17 protein-coding genes are annotated in these 16473 nt (G+C 55.4%); 6 read left to right on the top strand and 11 right to left on the bottom strand.

The features are described 5' to 3' along the window. The 4 genes from chbA to osmE form a co-directional block, all read right to left on the bottom strand. On the bottom strand, positions 1-232 hold a 232-nt coding region (chbA, locus tag AB7E14_RS08480; protein ID WP_428169461.1), incomplete at its 3' end, for a PTS N,N'-diacetylchitobiose transporter subunit IIA. Between the two features lie 52 nt (positions 233-284). Continuing rightward, entirely contained in the window at positions 285-1643 is a 1359-nt protein-coding gene (gene chbC / locus AB7E14_RS08475) for a PTS N,N'-diacetylchitobiose transporter subunit IIC (protein ID WP_044265468.1), read from the bottom strand. Between the two features lie 81 nt (positions 1644-1724). Next, entirely contained in the window at positions 1725-2045 is a 321-nt protein-coding gene (chbB, locus tag AB7E14_RS08470; RefSeq protein WP_042319411.1) for a PTS N,N'-diacetylchitobiose transporter subunit IIB, read from the bottom strand. A gap of 294 nt (positions 2046-2339) precedes the next feature. Beyond that, complete coding sequence (osmE, locus tag AB7E14_RS08465; RefSeq protein WP_043000893.1) at positions 2340-2684, bottom strand: osmotically-inducible lipoprotein OsmE; 345 nt, start codon at positions 2682-2684, stop codon at positions 2340-2342. Between the two features lie 220 nt (positions 2685-2904). Here osmE and nadE point away from each other — a divergent pair, with 220 nt between their 5' ends. Together nadE and cho are read left to right on the top strand one after the other, a co-directional pair. After that, positions 2905-3732, top strand: coding sequence for an ammonia-dependent NAD(+) synthetase (gene nadE, locus AB7E14_RS08460; RefSeq protein ID WP_044254823.1), 828 nt, complete (start codon positions 2905-2907; stop codon positions 3730-3732). Positions 3733-3825: 93 nt separating this feature from the next. Beyond that, the gene (gene cho / locus AB7E14_RS08455; protein WP_394804277.1) at positions 3826-4740 is read left to right on the top strand and encodes an excinuclease Cho; all 915 of its coding nucleotides are present in this window, start codon (positions 3826-3828) and stop codon (positions 4738-4740) included. Here the strand turns inward: cho and ves are convergent. The 7 genes from ves to astC form a co-directional block, all read right to left on the bottom strand. After that, entirely contained in the window at positions 4700-5275 is a 576-nt protein-coding gene (gene ves, locus AB7E14_RS08450) for an environmental stress-induced protein Ves (protein ID WP_043000895.1), read from the bottom strand. The genes cho and ves overlap by 41 nt on opposite strands. Positions 5276-5442: 167 nt before the next feature. Further along, positions 5443-5928 (bottom strand): ATP-independent periplasmic protein-refolding chaperone Spy, encoded by a 486-nt coding sequence (gene spy / locus AB7E14_RS08445; protein ID WP_044254826.1) that lies wholly within the window; start codon positions 5926-5928, stop codon positions 5443-5445. Positions 5929-6272: 344 nt separating this feature from the next. Further along, positions 6273-7241 (bottom strand): succinylglutamate desuccinylase, encoded by a 969-nt coding sequence (gene astE / locus AB7E14_RS08440; RefSeq protein WP_316962248.1) that lies wholly within the window; start codon positions 7239-7241, stop codon positions 6273-6275. Further along, positions 7234-8577, bottom strand: a complete 1344-nt coding sequence (gene astB / locus AB7E14_RS08435) for an N-succinylarginine dihydrolase (RefSeq protein WP_316962247.1) — start codon at positions 8575-8577, stop codon at positions 7234-7236. Before astB ends, astE begins: the two co-directional genes overlap by 8 nt. Beyond that, positions 8574-10052 (bottom strand): succinylglutamate-semialdehyde dehydrogenase, encoded by a 1479-nt coding sequence (gene astD, locus AB7E14_RS08430; RefSeq protein ID WP_316962246.1) that lies wholly within the window; start codon positions 10050-10052, stop codon positions 8574-8576. The genes astB and astD overlap by 4 nt, the downstream gene beginning before the upstream one ends. Continuing rightward, complete coding sequence (gene astA, locus AB7E14_RS08425; protein WP_044328128.1) at positions 10049-11083, bottom strand: arginine N-succinyltransferase; 1035 nt, start codon at positions 11081-11083, stop codon at positions 10049-10051. Before astA ends, astD begins: the two co-directional genes overlap by 4 nt. Further along, a complete protein-coding gene (gene astC, locus AB7E14_RS08420; protein ID WP_044328127.1) occupies positions 11080-12300 on the bottom strand; it encodes a succinylornithine/acetylornithine transaminase in 1221 nt (406 codons plus the stop codon). Before astC ends, astA begins: the two co-directional genes overlap by 4 nt. A 445-nt stretch (positions 12301-12745) precedes the next feature. Here astC and xthA point away from each other — a divergent pair, with 445 nt between their 5' ends. The 4 genes from xthA to AB7E14_RS08400 all read left to right on the top strand — a co-directional run. Beyond that, on the top strand, positions 12746-13552 hold the full coding sequence (gene xthA / locus AB7E14_RS08415) for an exodeoxyribonuclease III (protein WP_316962245.1): 807 nt from the start codon (positions 12746-12748) through the stop codon (positions 13550-13552). A 9-nt stretch (positions 13553-13561) separates the two neighbouring features. After that, a complete protein-coding gene (locus tag AB7E14_RS08410; RefSeq protein ID WP_394804273.1) occupies positions 13562-14236 on the top strand; it encodes a TVP38/TMEM64 family protein in 675 nt (224 codons plus the stop codon). A 2-nt stretch (positions 14237-14238) separates the two neighbouring features. Continuing rightward, positions 14239-15402 (top strand): ABC transporter substrate-binding protein, encoded by a 1164-nt coding sequence (locus tag AB7E14_RS08405; protein ID WP_044328125.1) that lies wholly within the window; start codon positions 14239-14241, stop codon positions 15400-15402. Beyond that, positions 15375-16473: thiamine ABC transporter permease (locus AB7E14_RS08400; protein ID WP_428169460.1), on the top strand; the 1099-nt coding region annotated here is incomplete at its 3' end. The genes AB7E14_RS08405 and AB7E14_RS08400, both read left to right, overlap by 28 nt.

Raw genomic sequence — 16473 nt, 5'->3', positions numbered from 1 at the left:
CGCCCTGATCGCCTTCAATCAGTTTCGTCTGCACCAGATGGGCTTCGTTCAGCGCCATGCGCGACTGCTCCATCATTGTTTTCGCGGCGTTGAAGTCGCCCTGCTTCGCCTGCTTTAAGGCCGCGTAGGCCAGGCTGCGCGCCTGTCCGGAGTTGATGATAAGCCCCATCACCACTTCTTCGAGCTCTTCGGCTTCGGTTTGGGTATCAGTAATATTCTCGAGATCCATCATAAATCATTCCTCTTTGACGGCCCGGCATGCGTTGCCACATGCCGGGTTAAACTTAGAATTTCAGTGCGTTAGCGATATCTTCTTCGCTCTCTTCTTTGTCGATTGCATTTTGCGCTTTGTTCGCAACCACCACGAACGGCAGGTAAATCAGCGTCGCAATGCCTAAGTTGAACAAGGCGACCAGCAGAGCCGCAACGCTCCCGTTGGTGTTAAAGAACGCCCCCAGCCCGGTTGGCATGGTCCACGGTGCAATGTTCGTAATTGGTGGGATGATCCCCAGGTAATACGCTATCAGCGTGATCGCGGCCAGTATCGGCTGAACCAGAATGAACGGGATGAACATCACCGGGTTCATGATGATCGGCAGACCAAACAGAATCGGTTCGTTAATCTGGAAGATACCTGATGGCAGAGCCAGTTTCGCCACCTGACGGTAATCCGCGCGGCGAGAGGCGATAAAGATAGCCAGGATCAAACCCAGCGTTGCACCACTACCGCCGAGGAAGATAAAGGAGTCGAGCATCGGCTTCGCCCAGACGTGGAACGTCTTACCGGCAGCCAGCGCGGCATCCACTGAACCGTACTGCTGATAGATAGCGATGTTTTCCAGCGCCCATGGGGTCATGATACCGCTGTCGAGCGCCGTCAGCGCCAGGGAGCCATGGATACCGAAGAACCACAGCAGCGGAACAAAGAGTACATACGCCCAGCCTACCACACTGCCCAGCGAAGCCAGCGGTGTCGAGATGGTGTCCATAATGATCTGGTGGAAGTTTGTTCCCCAGGTCGTCAGCGCCCAGGCGATGATCCCCATAATGGAGAGGATAATAAAGCCTGGAATCAATGCTGAGAATGAACGAGAGACAGATGCCGGTACGCTATCAGGTAATTTAATGACCCAGTTGCGATGGACAATAAAGGTAAACATTTCGGCGACCACCAGACCGATAATAATACCGGAAATGATATTCGCGCCGCCCAGCCAGTTCGCCCCAACCGCATAGGCTTCACCCACGCTATAAGGCGTGACGGTCATAAAGGCCGCGACCGATAACAGGCCGGCCGCCAGGGCGTCGACTTTGCGCTCTTCCGCCAGCGCCATACCGATAAAGAATGGCGCCATCAGTGACATAATACCCAACGTACCGTTATAGACGTTTCCGCCGATGCCCTTCAGACTATTGAGATTTTCAATGGTTGACGCATCCAGCCGAATACCGAGGGAATAAAAAAACGACCCCTCCCCAAAGCTCAGGAAAACGTTATTGATTAATACAAACATAGCCCCCGCGAGGGTTAATGGCATTAAACGAATAAAACCGTTTTTGATTGCATTAACGTGTGGCTGCTTTCCTATTTTGACAGCAAAAGGAAGGAGTACCTTTTCAAGTGAAGCAATGACGTTACTCATAGAAAAATACCCTTAAAAACCGCAATTAATTATTGCGGTATATGTAAATGAAATAACTCTTTGACGGGAAAATTTAAAATATTAATTTGCAGCGGCTTTTTTAATTGCTGCAACTGCAGCCTTAAGCACGCCTAAACCATCGACTTTGCCATACAGCAGCGAGTCAATCACTTCTACAGGTTTGTTCGGTAACAAACGCTGAATTTCGGGCAACATATAACCAATTTGTGGACCTAATAATACAACGTCAGCATTGGGTCCTTTTTCTCCGGCAAGGGTTTCCGGGAATGCTTCAATAATAACCGGAACTTCATACTTTTCTGCCTGCGCGCGCATCTTTGACACTAACAAAGAGGTAGACATACCCGCAGAGCAAAACAGATAAATGTGTTTCTTTTCCATTCAGACCTTCCTCATGTGCGATTATCTGTCAACCAGCCACGCCGCAAGTCTCTACCTGCTTCTATGCTCTGGATAACCTGCGTAACCGAAAACTTATTTCTGTGTCTGAAATGAGTATACGGCATCGCACCTGCTGATGGTATTTCCTTGACCAACTAAATTGTCTCTCATTGACCTGGCGTTATGACCCCCTTCACACTTCGGGTAAATAATTCGCATCAATAAATAAGATCATCTTCGTTACAAAAAAACCGGCCAGGGGCCGGTTCGTTGACTTGTACAGACAGTAGACAGTTATTGTGACTTCGCTGCCTGCGGGTCGGTATCGTATTCAGCGCAGCTCTGGTAGCCTGAGTTGATCACATGACCGGTATCATCCAGCGCCACGAAATAGGTTTCTGCTTTACCATCACGTTGACCCAGGATGTAGGTCTGGCAGGTACCGCGAGCATGGATCATGCTCACCTCAGACGACGGTTTTCCGGCAATCTGTGCAACCTGCGCGCGGCTCATGCCTTTTTTCACATCTTTGACCACAGGCTGGACAAATTGGTCTTTGGTACGGTCGTACGCCGTACACCCTGCCAGCATCGTTAATACAGCTGCTGCACTGAAAATTCCTGCAATAGTCCTGTTCATTTTCCGTCCTCTTGTTTATCAGCGTGTTATATAAGCCTGGAATACATTTTGACATTTTTCAAGCTAACGCTTAGCACGCGAATATTTTGCCAGATTCCGTTCAGACGGCAGGATGTCGTTTTAAGCGCCACTCAGCCTGCGTTCACTTGTCGTTTTCACAGCAAAGGGTTAGCTTTAACACAGTCTGATTTTATTCTTTATACATTGGGGAGGGGGGTAAATGACTCTGCAACACGAGATCATCAAAGCGCTTGGTGCAAAACCGCACATTAATCCAGAAGAGGAAATTCGCCGCAGCGTGGATTTCCTGAAGGCATATCTGCAACGTTATCCCTTCCTGAAAAGTCTGGTGCTGGGTATCAGCGGAGGACAAGACTCGACGCTGGCAGGCAAACTTTGCCAGACCGCCATTAGCGAGTTGCGTGCTGAGACCGGTAACGACGCACTGCAGTTTATCGCCGTTCGCCTGCCTTATGGCGTTCAGGCTGATGAGCAGGATTGTCAGGACGCCATCGACTTTATCCAGCCGGACCGCGTGCTGACCGTCAATATCAAAGGTGCGGTACTGGCGAGCGAACAGGCTTTGCGTGAAGCCGGTATTGAGCTAAGCGATTTCGTTCGTGGCAATGAAAAAGCCCGTGAGCGCATGAAAGCACAGTACAGTATCGCGGGTATGACCAGCGGCGTGGTGGTGGGTACCGATCATGCGGCGGAAGCCATTACCGGTTTCTTCACCAAATACGGAGACGGCGGTACGGATATTAACCCGCTGTTTCGCCTCAACAAGCGCCAGGGGAAACAACTACTGGCGGCATTAGGTTGCCCGGAGCACCTTTATAAGAAAACACCCACCGCCGATCTCGAAGACGATCGCCCTTCTCTGCCGGATGAAGCCGCGCTGGGCGTGACCTATGAGAATATTGATGACTATCTGGAAGGAAAAGCGGTGGATGCCGCTATCGCGAAAATCATTGAAGGCTGGTATCTGAAGACAGAGCATAAACGCCGTCCGCCGATTACCGTGTTTGATGACTTCTGGAAACAGTAAGCATGAACCGACCGGATGGCAACGCCATCCGGCTTTCGCGCCGCAGTCGCCCACGCCCTCTCTTTTTTAATCGTAATACCACTGTTATACTGGATGCATAACCAGCATCCGGAGTTTACCGTGGCACGGCGTCAATCAGTTCCTCGTCTTGAGTTTGAAGCAGCAGCAGTTTACGAATATCCTGAACATCTGCGCCCTTTCCTGGAGTCGCTCCCGAGCGTGCCTGGTGTTTACCTGTTTCACAGTGAAAGCGACACCCTGCCACTTTACATTGGTAAAAGTGTCAATATCCGCAGTCGGGTACTGTCGCATTTACGCACACCGGAAGAAGCCGCCATGTTGCGCCAGTCCAGGCGTATCTCCTGGATCGGTACCGCCGGTGAAATCGGCGCGCTATTACTCGAGGCACGGCTGATTAAAGAGCAACAGCCGCTGTTTAATAAACGCCTGCGCCGCAACCGCCAACTTTGCGCATTAACGCTCCGGGATGGAAAAGTGGATGTCGTCTATTCGCGTGACGTTGATTTCTCCCACGCTCCGGATCTGTTCGGTCTTTTTGCCAACCGCCGCGCCGCGCTTGCCGCCTTACAGTCACTCGCTGACGAACAAAAATTGTGTTACGGGCGGCTGGGTCTTGAACCCCTGAGCCGTGGCCGAGCCTGTTTTCGCGCCGCGCTAAAACGCTGCGCTGGCGTCTGCTGTAATAAAGAATCGCCACAGGAGCACGACGCCCGTTTACAGGCATCGCTGGAAAAACTGCGCGTTATCTGCTGGCCGTGGAAAAACGCCATTGCGCTCAGAGAGAGTCGTGCGCAAATGACGCAGTATCACGTCATTAATAACTGGCTATGGCTGGGGGCGGTCGATACGCTGGAGGATGCGGCGACGCTGGCCCAGACGCCAGCCGGTTTTGATCATGACGGTTACAAGATTCTCTGTAAGCCGCTCGTTGCCGGAACCTGTGAAATTATTGAACTGAATCCGGGGAATACCCCTGCAACCAGGTGATCTCGCTGAATAACAGTTTCCCTTCTGCTTTCAACAACCGTAGCGTATGTTTTCCGTCGTGCCAGCAGGCGCCCTGATCGGCAGTCAGGAGCTTATCGCCCAGTTGCCAGGCTCCGCTAATAACAAACACCACGCCGCCGCGTGAGCCAAACGTGGTAAAGGTTCGATCGGCCACCCGCACTTTCGCCTGGCAGGAGTCACGCCGGGTCATGATATTAAAATCCATCGACATCTGCCCTTCCGTCAGTCTGGCCTTCACCACACGCTCGCCGGCAAAGGTAAACGGCTGGTGCTGCTTAAGGGTATGGCTGAAGGCGCCCTGACTTTCCAGCGTCACTTCGCTGCCTTCCAGCAGGGTAATCACCCGCTCGATACCAGGAAAGAGCGAAAACTCGCCATTACCGGCGATAGAAGCAATGCTGGCACGCCAGTGAAAATCGCGGGTCGCCGGAGGAAAACAGCAAATTTCACGCGTTTCACCAGCACCGTTGCGCCAGAGACTGACCGGCATCTTGCGGATATCAAAGTATTCCATCATCGCTCCTGATAAACATCATGCGGCATAATAAAGCACAACGTCGTTATCGGCAGCCATGATGATTTTCCATAGGGTATGAAAAAGAAAAAACCGCCGATCCTGTCCATCGCCTCAGTGGAGAGGATGGACAAGACCGGCGGTCTTCGAATAAGTCTGCTCAGCGATTACTCAGCAGGTACAGGCATTTTACCGTCACGCGCCGGACGTTCTGTCAGACGCTTCTCAAAATTGGCATTAAACTGTTTTTTCTGTTCCGGGGTCAGAATGTTGTAGATCTTATTCTGCGTTTCCATGTGTGCCAGCATGTTCGCTTTGCGCTGTTCTTCCATCTTCGTAATCTGCGCTTCTGCTTTCGCTTTATCGAAGGTATCGCTGGCAATGATGTCGTGGATTGCGCGGCGTTCTTCAACCGGCGGACGCTTCATCTGGTCACGCTTATCCTTCATGATGTCGCGAATCTGTTGTTTCTGAGCATCGGTCAGATTCAGATCTTTAAACATCATGTCATGATGTGGGCCGAATTTACCTTTATGCTGCATCATCGGTTTGGCGTCTGCCGGTGCCGCGGTGGTGGTATCCGCTGCGTGAGCCAGGTTCGCAGCGCCCAGTGCCAGAGTTGAAGCCACAAACAGTGCAGTTAATTTACGCATAATCTTTATCCTTCCTTTCAGTTATTTTACGGCTTTCTTGTCACTTATGAAGAAGTACAGTGCCGTGTTGACGAGATTAACTTTAACGGCTTAATCGTCAATTAGTCAGAGCATCAGTAAAACAATGAAAGTGTAAAAAACATTTTTTCGCCAATTGTGGAGAAAAAAAGAAATTATTGCGAAGAGTTGAAAGAAAAAATGACAACAGCATGATTTTGCAGGGAATATGAAGAACTATACCTGAGCGCTGATGATAAATAAAGCAGCTCTCCAGGAATAGTCCGGATTAATTTCCTGGCGCACGATAAATTAAAACCCACAGGCCCTCGCCTGCGGGAAACAGGTTAGCGCAATTTCTCCAGCATCAGGCCCGCACGTAATCCCGGCGCCACGCCAGGGTTGGGAAAAAGAACGTATTCCACGTCATGAGTGACGACAAAACGCTCGTCACCCTCTTCCGCCAGCAGCGTTCCGGCTGTAAAGGGAGTGAAGTTGAGCGTCTGGCTGTCCATGTGCAGTACAAATGCGTCGCTGCGTCGGGTGATCTGTGACGCCACCCGATAGCGGACTGGCGGAGTGCCGTCTGCCTGATCAATTTGCCCCGACAGTAAACCGGTCAGCGCGGCAGACGTCGGCGCAAACTGGCGGAGATCGTTGTGACCGAATGGCAAGGCTTTGCCAAGCTCCAGGGTACAGGCGAGCGCACCGAAGTGTTGAGCACTAAAGTGGGTAAACGTGCCTCCCGGCGTTTGATGAAACACCAGCGCTTCCAGTCCTGCGGCACCCAGCCAGCCAAGAAACGTCTCATCCCAGGGGATGGGACGCTGTGGCAACACGCCGAAGCGCAAATGGTAAGAACCACGGATGGCGGTATGTAAATCGAGATGCCAGCGCACCGACTCCGTGCCCGTCGCATAAAAATTTTCCAGACACTGTTCCAGTTGACGTGCGCGCTGCGTCTCACCGCTTTCGGCAAACTGTTGCCAGCGCCCGCCAAACATCCGGTTCATATCGCTGTGGCAGTAGCGCTTCCCGGCAGCCAGCGCCTGTGGGTTGCCGAGGATCACCAACAGCCGCCAGCGTAGCGTTATCTCCCCCTTAGACAACGCCAACAGCAACGTATTGAGCATCTCCACCGGCGCGGTTTCGTTGCCATGAATACCGGCGGAGATCACCAGCGCGCGGTCTGTCACCGTGACGGGGATGAGTTCGAGAATACCGGCGTCAACCCAATGCCAGCGAAATCCCGCGCCTTCGCCTTCCCGAACCTCCGGCATCGTTCCCGCCAGCGTGGCGGCGAGGAAATCATCCATGCCCGCCTCCCGATTGCTGGAACGGATAGACAGAACCAAGCTGCAACAGTTGAGTCAGTGAATCCAGCGCTTCGCGCCCTTCACGCAGCAGTTGCGGGTCGGTGAGATCCGCGGCGGTCAGGCGGTCGCGATAGTAGCGATCCACCCAGTCGTTGAGCGTCGTAAACAGAACGTCATTCATTATTACCGCCGGATTGACCGCCTGGTATTCTTCTGCGGTCAACACCACTCGCAGCCGCAGGCAGGCTGGCCCACCGCCGTTTGACATGCTCTCGCGCAGGTCAAACACCCGCATGTCGCGGATCGGGTTATCGGCTTCCAGCAGGTTCGTCAGATAGCGCCATACGCCCGCGTGTTCGCGGCACTCCTGTGGCAGGACCAGCATCATCGAACCGTCATCGCGGCTCAACAATTGACTGTTAAACAGATACGTCGCGACCGCATCCGGCACCGACACGTCAGCTGCTGGCACCACAACAGGGGTAAAGCCGGGCACCCGGGCGCGCAGTTGATTCATGACCTCATCTTGTCTCGCAAAGGACTGTTCATGACAGAACAGCACCTCCCGGTTCGCGACCGCAATTACATCGTTATGAAACACACCAAGGTCGATGACCTCCGGATGCTGCTGAGCAAAAATACACTGCTGTGGATTCACCTGATTCAGGCGAGCTACCGCCTCGCTGGCTTCACGGGTTTGACGCGCCGGATAGCGTGAAGGTCGCGTATTGCTGCCCTCTTCGCGCCCGTAGACAAACAGCTGCGTTCCCGGCTCGCCATACTCCCCGCCGAGGCGATTATGGTTAGCCGCCCCTTCATCGCCGAGCATCGCCACCTGCGGCAGCGCGGAATGCACGGCGAAATAACGTTCATCGCGGAAGATCGCCCGCAGCAACGCCTCCGTGGTGGGCGCCTCGAGTGAACGGTGGAATTTATTATTGAGGTTCGCGACCGTCAGGTGCACTTTGCCATCCAGCGTATCCGCCGACGGCGCCACCGTCGCCGCGTTGGCTACCCACATCGGCGATGCGGAGCTGACGCTGGAGAGCCAGTGCGGCGCCTGACGCGCCACTTTCTCAATCACCTGCTCATCGCTACCGCTAAATCCCAACTGGCGTAATGCAGGAATAAAAGGTCGCTCGTGCGGCGGGATCACCGCCTGCGGATATCCCGCATCCGCCAGCGCCTTCATTTTAAGCAGTCCCTGTTTCGCCGCCAGACGGGGATTTGAAACCTGATGACGATGCCGGGTGGACGCCTTGTTGCCGAACGACAGCCCGGCATAATGATGCGTCAGCCCTACCAGCCCATCGAAATTGACCTCACGTGCTTTCATACGGGCTCCTCACGCGAAAAATCGAGGCCGGGGCTCAGCGTGGCTGGCAACGTTAGCGCCGGGGATTCCAGACTGGCCATCGGCCAGGCGCAATAATCGGCGGCATACCACGCGCTGGCGCGATGGTTTCCGGAAGCGCCTACGCCACCAAACGGCGCGGTGCTGGCAGCGCCGGTGAGCGGCTTGTTCCAGTTGACGATCCCCGCGCGCGCTTCCAACAGTAACTGGTCGAACTGCGCACGATCGGGCGAAACCAGTCCACAGGACAAACCAAAGCGGGTGTTATTGGCCATCGCGATCGCCTCGTCAAAGCGCTCATAGCGCCAGACGCCAAGCAGCGGACCGAAAACCTCTTCATCAGGCAGATTTGCCACGCCCGTCAGCTCAATAATGCCAGGTGACAGCAGTGAGGTACCGGCCTGTAACAAACGCGGCGCCAGCAGCGTCTGTCCGCCGAGAGATTCAAGCTGTTGCCAGGCATCAAACACATGACGCGCCGCCTGTTCGGAGATCAGACCGCCGATAAACGGCTGTGGCTCATCGTCCCAGCGACCTGGCTGGATACGCTGGCTAACGGCCACCAGCCGGGCGAGAAACGCGTCACCCTGCGCGCCTTTTTTTACCAGCAGGCGACGTGCGCAGGTACAACGCTGTCCCGCCGTCACAAATGCGGACTGGATAGTCAGGTGCACCGCCGCATCGATATCCTCTGGATCCTCAATAATCAGCGGGTTGTTGCCGCCCATTTCGAGAGCAAGGATTTTTTCCGGTTGTCCGGCAAGCTGGCGATGCAGTTGATAGCCCGTATTCGCACTGCCGGTAAACAGCAGTCCGTCGAGAGCATCCAGCGCGCTCAGCGCCTGTCCCGTTTCCCGACCGCCCTGCAACAGATTCAGCACGCCATGCGGTAGACCGGCCTGTTCCCAGAGCCGCATCACCGCTTCTCCGGTCCACGGCGTCAGTTCGCTGGGCTTAAAGAGGATGGTGTTACCCGCCAGCAGTGCCGGCACAATGTGTCCGTTCGGCAGATGCCCCGGAAAGTTATAGGGGCCAAATACCGCCAGCACGCCATGCGGGCGGTGACGAAGCGTCGCCGCGCCGTCGGGCAACTCACTCTGATGCTCGCCGGTGCGGGCGTGATAGGCCTTGATGGAAATCGCGATTTTGTTAATCATCGCCGTCACTTCCGTCGCCGCTTCCCAGCGTGGCTTGCCGGTTTCACGGGCGATAATGGCGGTCAGATCCGCTTTATTGCTCTCCAGCAGCACGGCGAATTTTTCCACAATCGCCTGCCGCTCGCTGAAGGGGCGTCTGGCCCAGGCCGGAAACGCGGTGCGGGCAGCACGAGCCGCCTGCATCACCTGCGCGGCATCGGCATCGTGACCTTCCCAGAGCACGTTGCCCTGCACAGGATCCTTCTTCACCCGACGTTCACCCTGACCGGTCACCCAGTCACCGTTAATCCATAAAGTCATACCGTTTTCTCCTCTGCGCAGAGACGGACAAAACGAACCCGATCGCCTGCGTGACATTTCAGGGCATCCAGCTGCGCGGCGGTCAGTACCAGCCTTTCTGTATGAGGATCGGCGCGCACCAACATGACGCGGAAGTGGTGGTAGTTTTCATTCGCCACCAGGCAGGCCGGGAAATCACCGGTTGCGGGTTGCCCTTCGACAACTTCTATCAGCCGACTTTTGCGGATCGCCCGCACCCGGTCGATATCACACTCCAGCGTCGGGCCGCCGTCGAAAATGTCGATGTAGTTACGATAGCGAAACCCTTCTTTCTCCAGCACCGCGCGCGCCGGAGCGGTTTGCGGGTGCACTTCGCCAATGACTGCCTGCGCCTCGTCAGAGAGGAAGTGGGTATAAATCGGATGCTTGGGCATCAGTTCGGCGATAAACGCCTTCTGCCCGGTACCGCAGAGAAAATCAGCTCGCGTAAATTCCATCGAGAAAAAGCGTTTCCCCAGGCTTTGCCAGAACGGGGAATAGCCGTGCTCGTCAATCACCCCGCGCATTTCCGCGACCACTTTTTCATTGAACTTATCGCGAAACGCGGCCATAAACATGAAGCGCGATTTCGACAGCAAATAGCCGTTGCCCTCTTTACGCCAGTCGGGATCGAGGAACAGCGTGCACAGCTCACTGCTGCCGGTGTGATCGTTACTGAGAAACAGCGTCGGCAGCGCGTTATAAACGTTCAGCTCTTTTGAAGCATGCACCAGCGTCCCTACACGATAGTTATACCAGGGGTCGTTAAGCCCCACGGCGACTTCAATCGCGCAAATCCCCGCCACGGTGCCGGTTTCCAGATCCTCCAGCACAAAGACATAGCCTTGTTCACTTTTCGGCAATTCGCCCCGCCAGGTTTTCAGGGAGCGATCAATACGCGCCGCCAGCGTGGCTTCATTCGCGGGTAATGAGGTCAGCCCACCGCCGGTTTTACTGGCCAGTTGCATCAGCGCGCTAATATCAGCATGCTCAATGGGACGGATCACCATCATGATGAACCTCCGGCTTTAATCTGTTCGCAGGCCAGCGCAAAACGGTCGAGACCGCTGGCGACCTCTTCCTGCGTGACGTTCAACGCCGGTGCAAAACGCACCACGTTGCCCCCGGCAATCAGTACCATTACGCCTGCTTTCGCCGCTTCCTGGGAAATCTGTTTGGCTTTTCCGGCGAACGTATCCTTCAGCACGCAGCCAATCAGCAGTCCCAGACCGCGAATTTCACTGAACAGTCCGGTGTGCAGGTTAATGGCGTTCAGACGCTCCACAAACCAGTCATGGCGCTGTTTCACTCCGTTCAGCATCGCAGGCGTATTAACGATATCGAGGACTTTTCCGGCGACAGCGGTTGCCAGAGGGTTTCCGCCATAGGTGGTGCCGTGTGTCCCGACGGTCATCACGCTGGCACATTTTTCACTGGCCAGCAGCGCGCCAATCGGGAACCCACCGCCCAGCGCTTTTGCGGTAGTCAGCAGATCCGGCGTCACGCCATAGTGCATGTAAGCGTACAGTTCGCCGGTGCGCCCTACGCCGGTCTGTACTTCATCAAAAATCAGCAACGCATTATGTCGATCGCACAGCTCACGCAGCCCTTGCAAGAAGGCCGGGGTTGCAGGTACAACACCGCCTTCCCCCTGCACCGGTTCGACGATGACCGCACAGGTGGTATCGTCAATCAGCGTGCTGGCAGAGTTAATGTCGTTGTAGACGGCGTGGCGGATATCCGGCGGCAGCGGCGCGAAATCCTGCGAATAGGCTGGTTGTCCTCCGGCGCTGACCGTGAACAGCGTACGACCGTGAAAGGCGTTCTTGAACGCGACAATGCCGCTCTTATTGCTGCCGTAGTGGTCGTGCGCATATTTGCGCGCCAGTTTCAGCGCCGCCTCGTTGGCCTCCGCCCCGGAGTTGCAAAAGAAGATGCGATCGGCAAAGGTGGCGTCGATGAGCTTTTTCGCCAGTCGTAACGCTGGCTCGTTGGTGTAGCCGTTGCCGGTGTGCCAGAATTTGCTCGCCTGCACATTCAGCGCGTCACGCAGTTCCGGATGCGCGTGTCCCAGGGCATTGACCGCAATGCCTCCCGCGAAGTCGATATACTCTTTACCCTGCTGATCCCACAAGCGTGAACCTTCGCCACGGACCGGAATAAAAGGCGCCGGTGCATAAACGGGCATCATCCATTCATCAAAATTTTCACGCGTAATTGACTGAGACATAGCGACCTCATCGGTAAATAAATAGTTATTTATATGTTAATGAAAAGTAGTGTTTGCGCTGTAAATGTAGATTGCACTCTTCGTGCCAGCCAGTGGAAAAAATGCATAAACGGGTGTGTGGAACGGAAAATCAATGAGTTATAGCCCAGCGATATTCACTATATGTGCATATAAAGTGAATATGTTTGCGCGAAAGAAGAATAAATAGAGGAAAAACCGCAATATTATGCACAGTCCAGATATAATTCTGGAAATGTGATCATCTACGAAATTTACAGGAAATTACTGCGCCATTTTGACGCAATCCGCCCTAAAACAGGGCAAGCATTGCCCCATTGTTAATACCATTCACACCCATTGCCGGAATCTCACCATTATGGGCAGTCAGTTTGCGGAAATTCTGCTACCATCCATGCACTATTCATCCCGTAAAATGGCAGCGACTATGAAATTTGTCTCTTTTAATATCAACGGCCTGCGCGCCAGACCACATCAACTGACAGCCATCGTCGAAAAACACCAACCCGATGTCATTGGCCTGCAGGAGACAAAAGTTCACGACGACATGTTCCCGCTCGAAGATGTCGCAAAACTCGGCTACAACGTTTTCTACCACGGGCAAAAAGGTCACTATGGCGTGGCGCTGCTGACCAAAGAGACCCCCATCGCCGTGCGCCGGGGTTTTCCCGATGATGGCGAAGAAGCGCAGCGCCGCATCATCATGGCTGAAATCCCCTCTCCGCTGGGCAACCTGACGGTAATCAACGGCTACTTCCCGCAGGGCGAAAGCCGCGACCATCCGATTAAATTCCCGGCCAAAGCGCAGTTTTATCAGAACTTACAAAACTATCTCGACAACCAACTGAAGCGCGACAATCCGGTACTGATCATGGGGGATATGAATATCAGTCCGTCCGATCGGGATATCGGCATTGGCGAAGAGAACCGCAAGCGCTGGCTGCGCACCGGCAAATGTTCGTTCCTGCCGGAAGAGCGTGAATGGATGGACCGCCTGCTGGGCTGGGGCCTGGTTGACACCTTCCGCCGCGCACACCCGGAAACCACCGACAAATTCTCGTGGTTTGATTACCGTTCGAAAGGGTTTGATGATAACCGCGGTCTGCGTATCGATTTGCTGCTGGCAAGCCAGCCGCTGGCGGACCGTTGTCTGGAAACCGGTATCGACTATGAAATTCGCAGCATGGAAAAACCGTCTGATCATGCGCCGGTATGGGCGAAATTTAAGGTCTGATGCTCAACCGTGAACGCCAGAAAAATAGGGCTTGCGGGCGCACTGATCCTCTGTCTTGCCGGGGTGCTCTGGGCATTGCCCCCCGGCCTGCTCACGCTGGAGACGCTTAAGCGCGAACATTCACTGCTGGCGGACTGGCAACGCCAGTCCCCTTTTCTCAGTGCAAGCCTCTATTTTCTGCTCTATACCGTCGTCGCGGCGCTGTCGATTCCTGGCGCGGCGCTGCTGACGCTGCTTGGCGGCGCGCTGTTTGGCCTCTGGCAAGGCACGCTGCTGGTCTCTTTTGCCTCAACGCTGGGCGCCACGCTCGCCATGCTTACCAGTCGTTACCTGCTGCGTGACTGGGTAGCGCGGCGGTTTTCCCGGCATATGGCCACGGTGAATCACGGGATGGCGCGGGACGGCGTCTTTTATCTTTTTGCGCTACGCCTGATACCCTTGTTTCCATTTGTTGTCGTCAACCTGCTTGCAGGTCTCACCACCGTTGGCGTGCGCCGCTACTGGTGGGTCAGCCAGTTGGGGATGCTGCCTGCCACCGTGGTTTATCTGAATGCCGGACGCCAGTTAAGCCAGTTAACATCAATACGTGACATTATTTCTCCCGCTATGCTGACCGCTTTTGCTCTGTTAGGGCTATTACCACTGGCCTCCCGTTGGCTGGTCACACGTTTTTTTCAGGAGTAATTATGCGCTGGGGATTACTACTCGCGAGTCTGTTGCTGACCGCTCCGGGACACGCCGAACAACGCTGGCAGCAGATCCAGAATGAGGCCAGAGGCCAGACCGTCTGGTTCAACGCCTGGGGCGGTGACAGCGCCGTTAACCAGTATCTTGACTGGGTCAGTGGCGAGATGAAAACCCACTATGCGGTCAATCTTAAAATCGTGCGTCTCGCCGATGCCGCTGATGCCGTGAAGCGCATCCAGACGGAAGCCGCCGCCGGGCGAAAGACCGATGGTTCTGTCGACCTGTTGTGGGTTAACGGCGAAAATTTTCGCACGTTGAAAGAGGCTGGATTGCTGCAAACCCAGTGGGCGGAAACGCTGCCCAACTGGCGCTATGTTGATACGCAAAAACCGGTACGTGAAGATTTTTCAATTCCCACTGACGGGGCTGAGTCTCCGTGGGGGGGCGCGCAGTTGACGTTTATTGCAGATCGCGACGTGACGCCGCAGCCGCCTCAAAGTCCGCAGGCGCTGTTGGCATTTGCCCGGGCACATCCAGGCACCGTCAGTTACCCGCGACCGCCGGACTTTACCGGCACGGCGTTTCTGGAACAGTTATTAATCTCGCTGACTGATAATCCGCACGCGCTCACCGTCGCGCCGGACGCCGCCACCTTTGCCGATGTAACCGCGCCGCTGTGGCGCTATCTCGACGCACTGCATCCGAGTCTGTGGCGAGAAGGGAAAGATTTCCCGCCATCTCCGGCGCGGATGGACGCGTTACTTAAGAGCGGGACATTGCGCCTGTCGTTGACCTTTAACCCGGCGCACGCTCAGCAAAAGATCACCCGCGGTGAATTGCCAAAACACAGCTACAGCTTTGGTTTTACCGCAGGGATGATTGGCAACGTGCACTTTGTCGCCATTCCGGTTAACGCCCGCGCCAGCGCCGGAGCGAAACTGGTCGCCAACTTCCTGCTCTCTCCTGACGCACAGCTGCGTAAGGCCGATCCAACAGTCTGGGGCGATCCGTCGGTGCTGGATGCGAAAAAACTGCCCGCCGCACAACAGGCCGCGCTGGAAGCGCGCATTCCGGACGGGCTGCCCGCCGTGCTGCCTGAACCTCATGCGGCCTGGGTTAACGCACTGGAGCAAGAATGGCTGCGCCGCTACGGATCGCGCTAATGCTTCTCGCCTGGCTTGGCATGGCGGCAATTTATGCGCCAATACTGCCTGCCGGGATATTGCTGATCGCGCCCGCGCTGTCACTGACGAACTGGCAGGCTCTTTTTACCGATCCGCAGTTACCGCAGGCGTTGCTGGCGACCGTAGTGTCGGTATTCATCGCCGCCGCTGGCGCGCTGTTTATTGCGTTAACAATCGTGGTGGCACTCTGGCCCGGCATACGCTGGCGACGGTTGAGTACCCGCCTGCCGTGGTTGCTGGCGATTCCCCATGTCGCGTTTGCCAGCGCCGCGCTACTGCTTTTCGCTGAAGGCGGACTGCTCTGGCACGCCCTGCCGTTTCTCTCGCCTGCGATTGATCGCTACGGCATCGGGCTGGGCGTGACGCTGGCCGTGAAAGAGAGCGCTTTCGTGCTGTGGATTTTATCCATTTTACTGAGTGAGAAACGCCTCGCTCAGCAGGTCATCGTCCTGGATTCGCTGGGCTACAACCGCCGGCAGACGCTCTGCTGGTTGATCTTACCCACTATCGCCCCCGCACTAGGAGCCGTAATGCTGGCCGTGGTGGCGTGGACGATTTCGGCGGTGGATGTTGCCATTATCCTCGGCCCCGGCAATCCGCCGACGCTGGCGGTCCTCTCCTGGCAATGGCTTAGTCAGGGAGACAGCGAACAGCAGATCAAAGGCGCACTGGCAAGCCTGCTCTTGCTGGCGCTGCTCACCCTTTTTGCCCTCGCGGGTTATCAGCTCTGGCGTAGCTGGCGACGCACGCTTCCTGACGTCAGTGGCGTACGTCAACACCGCGTTTCGCCCCTAACGGGGAAAACGCTGTCATTGTCGCTGCCCGCGACGGGAGTGCTCTGCACGGTATTACTGGCCTTTCTGGCGCAGCAATCTACGCTCAATCTCGACGCGTTAACCCACAGCGTAACGATTGGAGTGGTCGCCAGCGCGCTGGGAGTGGTCATTTTGCTGCTATGGCTGGAATGGGGACCACAGCGCGGACATCGTTGGGTCTGGCTGCCAATCCTTCTTCCGGCGCTGCCGCGGGTGGTGGGCCAATACGCGCTGG

This window comes from Citrobacter sp., assembly GCF_050252275.1.
Classification (GTDB): domain Bacteria; phylum Pseudomonadota; class Gammaproteobacteria; order Enterobacterales; family Enterobacteriaceae; genus Citrobacter_A; species Citrobacter_A amalonaticus.
This window is presented reverse-complemented; position numbering and strand designations above follow the sequence as displayed.